Origin of the sequence: Micromonospora fulviviridis (genome assembly GCF_014648395.1) — a bacterium.
Taxonomy (GTDB): domain Bacteria; phylum Actinomycetota; class Actinomycetes; order Mycobacteriales; family Micromonosporaceae; genus Micromonospora; species Micromonospora fulviviridis.
This window is the reverse complement of sequence record NZ_BMRA01000003.1, coordinates 103,055-116,969: the sequence shown is the minus strand read 5'-3', so window position 1 is coordinate 116,969 and position 13,915 is coordinate 103,055. Positions and strand designations below refer to the sequence as shown.

5 protein-coding genes are annotated in these 13,915 nt (G+C 76.2%); all 5 read right to left on the bottom strand.

Annotated features, from left to right (window positions below):
* Position 1: 1 nt before the first annotated feature.
* Positions 2-955: a TauD/TfdA family dioxygenase gene (locus IEY96_RS09065; RefSeq protein ID WP_189194363.1), complete on the bottom strand. Its 954-nt coding sequence runs from the start codon at positions 953-955 to the stop codon at positions 2-4.
* Between the two features lie 25 nt (positions 956-980).
* Complete coding sequence (locus tag IEY96_RS09060; protein ID WP_189194362.1) at positions 981-6,440, bottom strand: type I polyketide synthase; 5,460 nt, start codon at positions 6,438-6,440, stop codon at positions 981-983.
* 47 nt (positions 6,441-6,487) lie between these two features.
* A complete protein-coding gene (locus tag IEY96_RS09055) occupies positions 6,488-9,988 on the bottom strand; it encodes a non-ribosomal peptide synthetase (protein ID WP_189194361.1) in 3,501 nt (1,166 codons plus the stop codon).
* Positions 9,985-12,288, bottom strand: a complete 2,304-nt coding sequence (locus IEY96_RS09050) for a lantibiotic dehydratase (RefSeq protein WP_189194360.1) — start codon at positions 12,286-12,288, stop codon at positions 9,985-9,987. Before IEY96_RS09050 ends, IEY96_RS09055 begins: the two co-directional genes overlap by 4 nt.
* Positions 12,285-13,915 (bottom strand): lantibiotic dehydratase (locus IEY96_RS32550; RefSeq protein WP_229791483.1); only part of this gene is annotated, 1,631 nt, incomplete at its 5' end. The genes IEY96_RS09050 and IEY96_RS32550, both read right to left, overlap by 4 nt.

Below are 13,915 nucleotides of genomic sequence, written 5' to 3'. Positions count from 1 at the left end.
CTCAGTTCGCTCCAGGGGTGTCGGGGGTGTGCGGCTCGGCCATCGCCACGGCGATCTTCCGAGGGCCGGTGAACGGCTCCCGGCCGTGCGCGGCGGTCATGTTGTCCACCACCAGCACGTCGTCGCGCTGGTAGTCGAAGCGGACCGTGGCCGCCCGGTAGGCGGCGCGCAGGTGGTCCATGACGTCGGCGGGGATCTCGCCGCCGTCGCCGTAGTAGGTGTTCGACGGCAGCCCGTCGGCGCCGAACATGGCCAGCAGCCCTTCCTGGTAGTCCGCCGGCAGGGTGCTCACGTGGAAGAAGGTGGCGTGGTTGAACCAGCGCGGGGTGTCCGAGCCCGGCCGGTGGTGCACCACGTCCCGCACCGCCCGGGTGCGCAGGCCGTCCTTGCCGACCCACTCCACGGTGATGCCGTTGGCCGCCGCATACGCCTCGACCTCGGCCCGGTTCTCGGTGTTGAACACCTCCTGCCAGCGGGTGCCGAAGTCACCGTGGAAGTTGCGCACCAGCATCCAGCGCCGCCGGACGAACTCCTCACGCACCGAGGGGTCGATCAGCTCGTACACCCGGCGGACGTCGGCGAGCGGGGTGGCGCCCTGGGTCTCCGGCGGGGTGATGCAGTAGAAGAACAGGGTCAGCGGCCAGCGCGCCTGGTACGAGTTCTCGTTGTGCAGGAAGATCTCCTCGTCCGGGGGGTAGTCGGTCGAGGTGTAGACCCGGCCCTTGATGGAGTGCCGGGGCGAGGAACGCTCCGTGTAGGTCAACGGTTCGCCGGACAGGGCGCGGACCACCCCGTCGAAGCCGTCCACCCCGCCGACGTCGAAGCCGCGGAACAGCAGCCCGCCGTGCTCGACGAGGGTGGCGCGCAGCTCGGCGCGCCGGGCCCCGATGAGGTCGGTGAGCGCCCGGCCGTCGTTCTCGACGACCACCGGAAGTGTGGCGATCGTGTCGCTCATGATGCGGTGTCTCCTGTTCTCGTGGTCAGGCGCGGGGCAGCCGCGGGATGGCCGGGATCGCCGCCGGCGCGGCCGGTTCGTCGGTGGGCTGGTCGGCGCGCAGCTCCTCGATCCGGGCGGCCAGCCCGGCGACCGTGGGGGTCTCGAAGAGGCTGCGCATGGGCAGCCGCACCCCGGTGGCCTTGCGCATCGCGGCGATCAGCTGCACCGCGACCAGCGAGTTGCCGCCGAGGGCGAAGAAGTCGTCGTCCACGCCGACCTCGGTCACGCCGAGGCCGTCCCGCCACACCTGGGCGATGGTCTTCTCCAGCTCGGTGGAGGGCGCGGCCGAGCCGCCGCCCGTGGCGGCGGCAGCGGTGGCCGGGGCGTCGGTCTCCGCCTCCAGGCTGTCCGTGGTCACCCGGGCCGAGCGCCGCCGGATGTCGGCGACGGTGCGGGTGGTGATGACCACCTGCGCGCCCAGGCCGGCGGTGAGGCTGCGGCGGAACGCCTCGGCCCCGTCGACCGGCCAGATGTCCTCGGTGACCGGGGCCGGCGCGGCCTCGGCGGCGGCCGGGGTGTCGGCCAGGCCGCCGGTGACGGCACCCTGGTCCACCTTGCGCAGCACGAAGTCGCTGATGGCGACCAGTTCCCGGCCCTCGGTGTCGCGCAGCGACAGGTCGGCCGCCACGACCTCCTCGGTGGCGCTGGGCCGGTGCCGCAGGTGGCTGTGGAAGGTCGCCGGCAGCGTCCCCCGCACCACGATCCGGCCGTACGACAGCGGCAGGTAGGTGCCGGAGCCCTGGCCGCGGCCGAACGCGGTGGCCACGTCCAGCAGCGCCGGGTGCAGCCCCCACGACGGCAGGTCGCCCAGCGCGGCGGCGGGCGCCTCGACCCGGGCCAGTTCCTCGCCCTCGGCCAGGTGGTGCTCGGCCAGCGCGGCCCAGCGCGGCCCGAAGGTGAGCATGCTGGTGCGGCCCCGGCCGAACGAGGCGTCGTCGTCGACCCGGCGGCCCGCGACGGCGGGCGTGCCGGCCGGCGGGGCGGGCTCGGTGGTCCAGCCGGCGGCGCCGCGCACGTGGGTGCGGAGCTGGCCGGCGGCCAGGCTGGCCACGGTGAAGTCCACCCCGTCCTCGGCCGGGGTCAGCTCCACCCGGTACTGGGCGACCGTGCCGTCCGGGACCGAGAACGGTTCCAGGAAGACCACGTCACGCAGTTCCACGGCGGCGTCCGGCCCCGGCGCGGGCAGCGCGGCGGTCACCGCGGCCCGCACCGACTCCAGGTGGGCGGTGCCGGGCACCACCGGCACCCCGCCGATCCGGTGCTCGTCGAGCAGCCAGTGGGTGCTGGCGGAGACGAGACCGTGCAGGACGGTGCCGTCCGGGCCGGCCACCCTCGTGGTGAGCACCGGGTGGTCCACCGGGCTGGTGACGGTGTCCCGCCCGGCGGCCCGGAAGGCGGCCGGCGCGTTCGTCTCCACGGCCATGCCGACCTCGGCCCAGCCGCCCCAGTTCTGCGACACCACCGGGGCGCGGAAGCCGGCGCCGGAGCGCGCCCACGCGTCCAGGAAGTTGTTCGCCGCGCAGTAGTCGACCTGACCGAAGCCGCCGATCACCGCGGTGATCGAGGAGCAGAGCGCCACGAAGTCCAGCGGCAGGTCGCCGAAGACCTGGGCCAGGGCGAGGGTGCCGGCGAGCTTCGGTGCCAGCACCCGCTCCGCCTCGGCCCGCTCCTTGATCTCGGCCATGCCGCCGCCGGGCAGGCCGGCGGCGTGCACGATGCCGTCCAGCCCGCCGAACCGGGAGATCGCCGCCTCCCGCACCCGGCGCAGGTCGTCCGGGTCGGTGACGTCGGCGGCGAGCACCAGCACCTCGGCCCCGGCCGCCTCCATCCGGCGGATCGCCGCGATGGCCCGGCCGGCCCGGTCGGCGCCACCGTGCACCGCGAGGTGCTCGTCCCAGCCGTCCCGCTCGGGCAGGCCGGAGCGGGCCAGCAGCACCAGCTTGGCGCGGGCCCGGCGGGCGAAGTCCTCGGCCAGGGTGACGCCGATGCCACCGAGACCGCCGGTGATCAGGTAGCGGCCCGCCTCGCGCAGCACGCCCGGCTCGCCCTCGGCGTCCACGGTGACCTGCTCGTAGCCGGCCACCCAGCGCCGGTCGCGGCGCAGCGCCACCTCCGGGTGCTCCGGGTCGACCGGGGCGCGCAGCTCGGCCGCGAGCGCGGCGACCCCGCGCGCGGCGGTGTCGGCGTCGACCAGCCGGACGGTGAGCCCGGGCATCTCGACCGGGAGCACCCGGGCCAGGCCGGCCAGGGTGGCGTGCTCCGGCCGGACCAGGTCGTCGCCGCGGACGTCGCCGGTGCCGGCGGTGACCAGGTCGAGGTGGATGCCCTCCTCGTCGGCGGTCAGCCCGGCGCCGGCGAGCGCCTGCACCAGGTGCAGCGCGCTGAAGAAGCCCCGGTCCTGCGCGGCCCAGGCCGCGGCGATGTCCGTGCCGGCCGGCTCCCCGTCGAGGGCGTACGCGTGCACGATCCGGCGGGGCAGGTCGGCGCCGAGCGCGGCGACCAGCGCCTCGTGGTCCTCGCGGACCCCGGGGCGTAGCCGGAAGCCGGTGCCGGTGGCGGCGAAGGCGGTGCCGGCGCGTACCTCGACCGGGTCGTCGCCGGCGGCGCGCAGCGCGGCGACGAGCGCCTCGCCGCGCGGGCCGTCGGCCAGCACCAGGCACCGGCCCAGCGGGACGACGGTGCGCGCCGGGGCGGCCTGCCGCCACACCGGCACCGCGAACCACTCCGGCAGCGGCCGGGGCCCGGTCTCGACCGGCGCCGTCGCCTGCTCCACCGGGTCCGGCTCGACCCAGTAGCGGCGCCGCTCGAAGGGGTACGTGGGCAGCGGCACCCGCCGGGCGTCGGGGTCGACGGCCAGGGTGACCGGCACCCCGGCGCACCAGAGCGCACCGGCGCTGCCGAGCAGGGTGGCCAGGTCGCCGACCGGTTCGCCCGGCCCGGGCAGGCTGCCCAGCGGGGTGAGCTTCCGCTGCGCCTCGGACGCCTTGGCGACCTGCATCCGGGCCAGGTTGGCGAGCTGGCGGCCCGGGCCGCACTCGACCAGCGCCCAGGTGCCCTCGGCGAGCAGCGTGGCCACGCAGGCGCCGAAGCGGACCGGCCGGCGCAGGTGTGCCGCCCAGTACGCCGGGTCGGTGGCCTCCGCCTCGGTGATCCAGGTGCCGGTCACGTTGGACAGGAACGGCACGGCCGGCGGGCGCAGCGGCACGCTCGCCATCAGCGCGGTGAACTCGTCGAGGATCGGTTCCATCATCGGCGAGTGGAAGGCGTGCGAGGTCCGCAGCAGCTTGGACTTGTTCTTGCCGCCCAGGCTCGCGGCGAACTCCTCGACCAGCGCGGTCTCGCCGGCCACCACGCAGGTGCCCGGGCCGTTGACGGTGGCGACCGAGAGCCCGGCGGGCAGCCGGTCGGCGACGGCCGACTCGTCCAGCGTCACGGCGAGCATCGAGCCGGCCGGCAGCGAGTGCATGAGCCGGCCCCGGGCGGCGACCACCCGCAGCGCGTCGGGGAGGGTGAGCACGCCGGCCACGGTGGCGGCGACGTACTCGCCGATGGAGTGGCCGAGCATCGCGGCCGGGGCGACGCCGGCGCGCTGCCAGGCGGTGGCGAGGGCGTACTCGACGGTGAACAGGGCGGGCTGGGTGTAGCGGGTCTGGGTGAGCTTCTCCCCCGCCTCCGGGTCGCGGCCCAGGATCAGGTCCCGGATGTCCAGGCCCAGCTCGGGGCGGAGCAGTTCGGCGCACTCGTCCACGGTGGCCGCGAAGGCCGGGTCCTCGGCGTAGAGCTCGGCGCCCATGCCGGCGTACTGGGAGCCCTGGCCGCTGAACAGGAAGGCGACCCGCGGGGCGGGGCCGTCGAGGGCGCCGCGGTGCCCCTTGCGCTTGTCGCGCAGGGCGACCGCCGCGGACGGCAGGTCGCTGGCGACCACGGCGGCGCGGTGCGGGTACTGCTGGCGGCCGACCCGCAGGGTGTGCGCGACGTCGGCGAGCAGCTCCGGACCTCCCGCGGTGCCGTTCTCCAGATGGTCGGCGAGCCGCTTGACCGCCGTGTCCAGCGCGGCCGGCGTCTTCGCCGAGACCTGGAGCAGGTGTGCCGGGCGGACCCGCCGCTCGGTCCGGTACGCGGCCGGCGCCTCCTCCAGCACCACGTGCGCGTTGGTGCCGCCGATGCCGAACGAGCTGACCCCGGCGCGCCGCGGCCCGCCGTCGGTGTCCCACTTGGTCAGCGTGTTCGCCACGTAGAACGGCGTGTCGGCGAAGTCGATGGCCGGGTTCGCGGTCTCGTAGTTGATGGTCGGCGGGATCAGGCCGTGCTCCATGGCGAGCACCGTCTTGATCACGCTGACGATGCCGGACGGCTGGCTGAGGTGGCCGATGTTGGACTTCACCGAGCCGATGCCGCACCAGCCCCGGTCGTCGGTGTCCTTGGTGTACACCGCGGAGAGGGCGGCGATCTCGATCGGGTCGCCCAGCGCCGTGCCGGTGCCGTGCGCCTCGACGTAGCTGATGGTGCGCGGGTCGATGCCGGCCAGGCCGACCGCCTGGGCGACCGCCTCCATCTGGCCGTCGATGCTGGGCGCGGTGAAGCCGACCTTGCCGGCGCCGTCGTTGTTGATCGCGTTGCCGAGCACCACGGCGCGGATGGAATCGCCGTCGGCGATCGCGTCGGAGAGGCGCTTGAGCAGGGTCACCCCGACGCCGCTGCCCCAGACCGTGCCGTTGGCCCCGGCGTCGAACGGGCGGCACCGGCCGTCCGGCGAGGTGAAGCCGTCCATGCCGAGGTAGCCGACGTGCGGCAGCTCGATGTTCACCCCACCGGCCAGGGCCATGTCGCACTCGCCGTTGCGCAGCGCCTCGCAGGCCAGGTGGAACGCCACCAGCGAGGTGGAGCAGGCGGTGTGCACGGTCAGGCTGGGGCCGCGCAGGTCGAGCCGGTAGGAGACGTTGGTGGCCACGTAGTTCGGCGAGTTGCCGGTGGCCAGCGAGACCGCGCCGTGCGGGCTGCCGCCGACCCGCTTGTTGCGCAGCACGTTGCGGTGCAGGTACGTGTTGCCGCCGGTGCCGGCGTAGACGCCGACCGCGCCGTCGTAGCGGGCCGGGTCGTAGCCGGCGTCCTGGAGCGCGGTGTAGCAGCTCTCCAGGAACAGGCGGTGCTGCGGGTCGGTGATCTCGGCCTCGCGGGCGGTCATCCCGAACAGGCCGGCGTCGAACTCGTCGTAGCCGTCGACCAGCGGGGCGCGGCTCACCCAGCCGGGGTCGTCGACCTCCTCGGGGGTGGCGCCACGGGCTAGCTGCTCCTCGCGGGTCAGCTCGGTCACCGACTCGACGCCGTCGACCAGGTTTCGCCAGAACTCGTCGACGTCGGCCGCGCCGGGCAGGCGGGCGGCGAGCCCGACGATCGCGATCGGTTCGATGCCGTCGTCGGTGGAGGGGATGTCGTTCTGCATCGGGGTTGTCCTTAGCTCACGCGGTACGTCGGGGAGGGGTTGCGGCGTCACGGCTGGTTCGGTCGTCGGGGTGGGGTACGGCGGGCGCGGCCCCGCCGGGCGGCGGCCCGGAGCGCGGCGCGGGCCAGTTCCGGCCGGTCGGCGGCGCCGTCGAGGCTGGCGGCGAGTGCCCGCACGGTCGGGTGGCGGAACAGGTCGAGCATGGTGAGGGAGCGGCCGGTGGCCTCGGTGAGCCGGGCGTGCACGGCGGCGAGGGCCATCGAGTGGCCGCCGATGTCGAAGAAGTTGTCGACGACCCCGACCCGGTCCCGGCCGAGCACCTCCCGCCAGATGCCGGCGATCAGCTCCTCGGTGGCGGTGAGCGCGTCCGGCCCGGTGGGCAGCGGGGCCCGGGCCGGCTCGGCGGCGGCCACGGTCATGGCGCCCAGCGCCGGCACCCGTACCGCCGGCCGGGGCAGCTCCGGGGCGACCTGGTCGGCGGGCGCGTCCGGGTCGGCCGCGAGGGCGCCGACCAGGGCGGCCAGGTCGGCCAGGAGCCCCTCGATCCGGGCCGCGTCGAACAGGTCCGGGTTGTGCACCACCTCGACGCCGGCCCGGCCGTCCCGTTCCACCACGTAGACGGTGATGTCGAAGGGCGAGCCGGGCTTCGGCACCGGCACCGGCTCGACGGCCAGGCCGGTCAGCGCGAGCCGGGGCGGGACGAAGTTGAGCACGTTGAACAGCACCTGCACGAGCGGCGCGCGGGAGGTGTCCCGCCCGACGCCGAGCGCCTCGACGATCCGTTCCAGCGGCGCACCGGGATGCTCGGTGACCGCGTGCAGCTCGGCGGCGCACCGGTCGACCAGCCCGGCGAAGGTCGCCCCGCCGGTGCGGACCCGCACCGGCACGGTGTCGATGAAGAAGCCGATGACGTCGTCGAAGGCGGCCAGCCGCCGGTCGGCGACGATCGCGCCGAGCACGTGGTCGTCGCCGCCGGTGAGCCGGCGCAGCAGCTCGCCGAAGCCGGCCAGCAGCACGGCCGCCACGGTGGTGCCGCGCCGGGCGGCAAGCTCGCGCACGGCCCGGTCGGCCGCCTCGGTGAGCCGCACCGCGGCCTCGACGCCGGCGTAGGTCTGCACCGCCGGGCGGGGCCGGTCCCGGGGCAGGTCCAGCACGGTCGGCGCGCCGGCCAGGTGCTCGGTCCACCAGGCCAGGTCGGCCGCGCCGCGGCGGCGGTCCCGCTCCGCGCGCCAGACCGCGTAGTCGGCGTACGTGGCGGGCAGCGGCGGCCGGGCCGGCGGGGCGCCGGCGCCCGCCCGGGCGTACGCCTCGGCCAGCTCGTCGTAGAGCAGCGCCTCGGACCAGCCGTCGAAGACCGCGTGGTGCACGGTGATCGCGAGCACGTGGGTGTCGGCGGCCAGCCGGTAGACCGTCACCTGCCAGGGCGGCCCGGTGGCCAGGTCGAAGGAGTGCCCGGCGCCGGCCGCGAGCATGCCGGCCAGCTCCGCCTCGGCGTCGGCGGCGCCGGTCAGGTCGACCACCGGCACGGCCACGTCGGTCGGTTCCTCGCGGACCGCGTACGGCACCCCGCCGGTCTGCGGGATCCGCCAGCGCAGCACGTCGTGCCGCTCGGCCACGGCGCGCAGCGCGGCGCCGAGCGCGGCGGTGTCCAGCGGCCCGCGCAGCCGGTGCGCCACGGCGATGTTGTACGGGGCGCTGGACGGGGCGAGCTGGTCCATGAACCAGAGCCGCCGCTGCGGCGGGGAGAGCGTGGGCGGGTTGCCGGTGGTCAGCTCGTCGCCGTCGGCGGGGGCGGCGGCCCGTACCCGGTCGACCAGCGCGGCGAAGGTGCGGTCGGTGAACAGCACCCGGGTGTCGACCCGCCGGCCCAGCTCGGCGCGGAGCGCGGCGACCAGCCGCATGGCCGCGATGGAGTTGCCGCCGGCGGCCAGGAAGTCGCTGTCCGGGCCGGGGACGGCGCCGAGCAGCCGGGCCCACAGTCGCCGGACCGCCGCCTCCACCGGGTCACCGCCGGCGTCCTCGTCGGCCTCCCGCGGTGCGGCCACGGCGAGGGCGCGCAGCGCCGGCCGGTCCAGCTTGCCGCTGGTAGGGCTGACCGGCAGCGCGGCCAGCCGCACCGTCCGGGCCGGCAGCATCGCGGTGGTCAGCCGCGGCCCGGCGTACGCCCGCAGTGTCTCGTCGTCGGGCGCGTCGGCGGGGGTGAGGAAGGCGACCAGCTCGGTGCCGGCCGGACCGGGCAGGGCCTCCACGGCGACCCGGTCGACGCCGGGGTGCCCGGCCAGCACGGCCTCGACCTCGCCCAGCTCGATCCGCTGGCCGCGCACCTTGACCTGCCGGTCGGCCCGGCCCAGGTAGACGATCCGGCCGTCGGACGCCTGGCGGACCAGGTCGCCGGTGCGGTAGAGCCGCTCGCCGGGGCGGTCGCCGAACGGGTCGGGGACGAACCGCTCGGCGGTCAGCCCGGGCCGGTTGAGGTAGCCGTCGGCCAGGCCGGGGCCGCCGATCAGCAGCTCGCCGGTCTCCCCCGGCGGCACCGGGCGCAGGTCGGCGTCCACCACGTACGCCCGGTGGTTGGGCAGGGGCAGGCCGATCGGCACCGGGTCGGTGTCGGCGGCGGTGAGGTCGCCGCTGACCGCCAGCACGGTGGTCTCGGTGGGGCCGTAGCCGTTGAGGAAGCGCCGGCCGGGGGCCCAGCGGGCGACCAGCTCGGCCGGGACCGCCTCGCCGCCGCAGAGCAGCACCCGCCAGGACGGCAGCTCCGCCGGGTCGAGCAGGGCGAGCACGGTCGGGGTGATGAAGCCCCAGGTCACCTCGTGCGCGGCGACGAACCGGGCCAGCCGGACCGGGTCGGCCCGGTCGTCGGCGCCGAGCAGCTGCACTGCGCCGCCCAGCAGCAGCGGCACGAACAGGTCCATGGTGGCCGCGTCGAAGCCGAGCGAGGCGATGCCGAGGCTGCGTACCGAGGCGTCGGCGCCGGTCAGCGCGGCGACGCCGGTGACGAACTCGACGGCGTTGCGGTGGGTGGTGAGCACCCCCTTGGGCCGGCCCGTGGAGCCGGAGGTGAACAGCACGTACGCCGGGTCGCCGGGGCGGGCCGGGCAGGGCGCGAGGGGGGCCGGGCCGGGCAGGCCGACCGCCTCGACGCCGGGCTCGTCGCCGAACTCGGCCGCCGCGGCGTCCCCGGCCACCACCCGGATCCCGGCGTCGCGGGCGATCTCGCGCAGCCGCTCGCGGGGGCCGCCCGGCTCCAACGGCACGTACGCGGCCCCGGCCAGCAGCACGCCGACCACGGTGACCACCAGGTCGGGGGTACGCGCCCCGCAGACCCCGACCCGGTCGCCGGGGCGGATCCCGCGCTCGCGCAGCGCGGCGGCCAGCCCGGCGGCCCGGTCGACGAGCTGCCGGTAGGTCAGCCGGGTGTCCCACTGGCGTACCGCCACCGCGTCGGGGGTGCGGGCGGCCTGCGCGGCGATCAGGTCGGCCAGGGTCGCGTCGGGCCAGGGCAGGTCCGCCCCGTACGCGGCGCTGACGGTCAGGATGTCGGTCACCCGTGGTCTCCCCGGTGCTCGGTCGGGTCGGTGATCTGGAGTCGCAGTTCGCTGACGTAGCCGCGGCCCTGCGCGTCGGTGACCCAGGACCGGTCCGGGGCGGGCAGCAGCTCGGAGACCACGATCGGGACGTCCGGGCTGGTCCGGTGGGCGGCGTCCACCATGGCGCACAGCGACTGCGCGTAGAGCGGGCCGGTCAGGTCGACGTAGCAGGGCTTGATCTCGGTGCCCACCTTCACGAACACCCGCTCGGGCAGGCCGGCGGCCGCCCGCCACCGGCGTACGGCGAGGTAGCGGGCGGTCTCGTCGGTGTGCCCGGCCAGGCCGCATTCGCCGGCCGTGCTCCGCCAGGTGCGGCGGGCCACCACCAGCCGGTCGATGGTGATCCGGGGCGTGTGCGGTGCCGGGTCGAGCAGCTTGAAGGCGTCGATCAGCAGCGAGTCGAGCAGGCTGGCGAAGACCTCCATGAGCGGCCGGCGTCCGCCGTCGGGGAAGATCGCGACGAGCTGGCCGGCGGCGCCCTCCACGGTGACCGCGGTGGCCGGCACCAGCTGGTCGGGATCCGCGCCGTGGGCGCTGTCGATGCCGAGCTGGCGGTCGGCGGGCCCGGTCAGTCCGTACGTGGTGCGGGTGGTCCGGCGGGGATAGCTGTCCGGCCACAGCAGCCGCAGCCGGGCGGGGCCGAGGTCGACGTCGCCGGCGGCCCGCAGCGCGGCCGGGTCGCGGTGGAACAGGCCGAAGACGGCGCTGTCGTAGGCGACATGGGCCGGGTGCAGCTCGCCGAGCACGAGCAGGAACTCGCCCCGCCCGATCGCCTCCGGCGACGCCGCGCTGAGCTGGACGTCCGGGTTGTGCAGCCGGGCCGACGGCCAGCCGGGGCGCTCCGCCGGGAAGAGCTGCCGGACCCGCTCGGCCAGGTCCTCGGCGCGCAGCAGCAGCTCCGCCTGGTCGGCGGGCAGGTCGCGCAGGCCGAACAGTTCCGCCCACCGCTCGGTCAGGGTGGCGCCGGCCCGGCCGATGGGGCCGTCCGGTGCGACCAGGGTCCCCTGGGCCAGCGACCAGAGGTCGGCCAGCCGCACCGGGCCGTCGGCGGCCAGCTCGTCGTGCAGCTCGGCGAAGAGTTCGGCGCATCGGGCGGCGACCTCCCCGGTGAACCACCGGGCGGTCTGCAGCACCAGCGCCAGCGGGCCGGCCAGCGCGTCCAGGACGGCCGAGCCGACCGTGAACTCCAGGTCCCGGGCGGTCTCCTCGTAGCAGACGGTGCGGCCGACGTACATCTGGCCGCTCTGGCGGGTGGCCGGCCGGCCGGTCACCGCCGTGAACTCGGTGTTCAGTGCGGCCAGGGCGGCGCCGAGCCGGTCCGGGTCGCCGGCCGCGGCGGCGACCGCGTCCCGGGCCGCGCGGAGCCGGTCGAAGCCGGCCGCCACCTCGACCCGGACGCTCTCGTCGCCGATGAGCCCGATCCGCTCCACGAGGACCCGCTCGGCGTCGGGGCTGACCGGCAGGTTGGCGCCCCAGATGAGCTGGCCGCGATCGACCCACCGGTCGAGCAGCAGGTAGACGTCGTCGACGCCGTGCACCTCGCCGTCGGCGTGCATCCGTTCGGCCAGCTCGATCGCGGGCGTCCGCCCGTCGCAGGCGGCGAGCAGCCGGGCCTCGGTCGGGGTCAGCGCGATCGGCGGGTGCAGTGGCCAGCGCAGCTGGCGCCCGTCGACGGTCAGGTGCGGTTGCAGCGCGGGAGCCCACCAGCGGCGCACCGCCAGGTCGTCACCCAGCCGGTCGGCGTACGCGATCAGCGCCCACGCCTCGAAGAACACGTGCCGCCGGTCGACCAGCGACGGGCCGGGCGACAACCGGACACCCGGCTCCGCCGGATCGAAGGTCCCCCAGCAGACCGGGCCGAAGAAGCCGATCGTCTCCGCCTTGCCGCAGTACCGCTGCCAGTAGCGCAGCAGGCTCAGTTCGCGCTTGCGCCGGCGTACGTTGCGCACCTCGGGATCGGTGCGCAGCAGGCCGTCGAGCGCCACGAGCATGTCCGCGTTCTGCCAGGTGACCGCCTCGCGCAGCAGCGGGTCGGCGGCGAGCTCGTTCACCACGGCGGACGACTCGGCGAACGCCTCGCGCAGCACCTTGTCGAGCAGTTCCGGGCCGCTCGCGCCGGTGAGCACCCCGTCGGCGACGGCCGCCGCCTCCGGCGCCGCGAACCGGTCGAGGCCCGCCGCCGGGAAACCGGCGGTACGCAGCACCACGTCCCGCCAGACCGACCAGCCGGTCTCCCCCAGTGGCAGCAGGTGGCTCATCGGTCCTCCGTCCCCTGGGTGTCCACGAGGTGCAGGCGCAGCTCGCTGAAGTAGCGGCGGCCCGCGCCGTCGGGCACCCACGCCTGGTCGGTGGTGGGCAGCATCTCGCTGACCGTGAGCGAGACGCCGTCGCCGCCGTCGACCCGGGCGGCCCGGACCATGGCGCAGAACATGTTGGCGAAGGCCGGGCTGGCCAGGTCCACGAAGCAGGGCTTGGTCTCGGTGCCGAGCTTCACGTAGACCTGCTCGGGCAGGCCGAGCCGGCGCCGCCAGTCCCGTACGGCCAGGAAGCGCTGCCGCTCGCCGGCGGCCTGCGCCAGGCCGGTCTCCCCCACCGTGGTCCGCCAGGTCTGCCGGGCCACCACCAGCCGGTCCAGCGTGATCCGGGGCGTGTACGGCGCGGCGGCGACCAGCTTGAAGCCGTCCACCGCGTGCGCGCTGAGCAGCTCCGCGAAGACCTCGGTGAGGGGCCAGCGCTGCCCGTCGGAGGCGGTGGCCACCAGCCGCCCGTCGACCTCGGTGACGGTGAGGTCCACGGTGGGCAGCACCCGGTCCGGCTCCGCGCCCGGCGCGTCCTGGAAGGCCAGGTGCCGGTCCGTGGGCCCGGTCAACGACTCGGCGGTACGGCTGGTCCGGCGCGGCCACTCGGCCGGGAAGAGCAGCCGGACCCGCCGCTCGCCCAGGTCCTCGGCCAGCGCGGCGCGCAGCCGCTCCACGTCGGGGTGGGACGGGGTGAAGACCGCGCAGTCGAACGAGGACCAGGCGGCGTGCAGCTCGCCGAGCACCACGGTGTACTCGCCCCGGGCCAGCGCCGCCGCGTCGGTGGCGCAGATCTGCAGGTCGGGGCTTTGCATCACGGCGTTGGACCAGGTCGGCCGGGCGCCGGGGAAGGCCGCGTCGACCCGGTCGGCAAGGTCGGCCGCCCGCAGCCGCACGTCGGTGGTGCCCGGCGGCAGCCCGTCCAGCCCGAACAGCCCGGCCCAGCGGGCGGCGAAGTCGGCGGCGACCGCGTCGACCGGGCGCTCGCCCCCGCCCCAGAACAGGCCCTGGGCCAGGAACCACAGGTCCGCCAGGGCCACCGGGCCGGCGCCGGCCTCGGCGCGCAGCTCCTCGTAGAGCCCGCGGAACACCTCGTCGTACGCCTCGGCCAGCGCGTTCCCCATCCACCGGGCGGCGCGCAGCAGCACGTCCAGCGGGGCGGCCAGCTCGGCCAGCAGCGGCGCGCCGAAGACCACGTCCAGGTCGCGGGCGCTGTCCTCGTAGCAGATGGTGCGGCCGGCGTACATCTGGCCGGCGCGGCGCACGGCGGGGACGCCGGTCAGCTCCGTGAAGGTGGCGTCGAGGGTGTCCAGGGCGGCACGCAGCCGCACCGGGTCACCGGCCGCCTCGGCCACCGCGTCGCGGGCGGCGCGCAGCCGGTCGAACCCGGCCCGGGCGGTGCTCCGGGCGGCCTCGTCGCCGATCCCCGCGATCCGGTCGGCCAGCACCCGCTCGGCGTCCGGGCTGACCGGCAGCGCGGCGTCCCAGCTGATCAGTTCCCGCTCCACCAGCCGGTCGAGCAGGGCGTACCCGTCCTCGGGGCGGCGCAGCCCGATGGCCGGGTCGGCCACCAGGTCGGCGGCGCTGC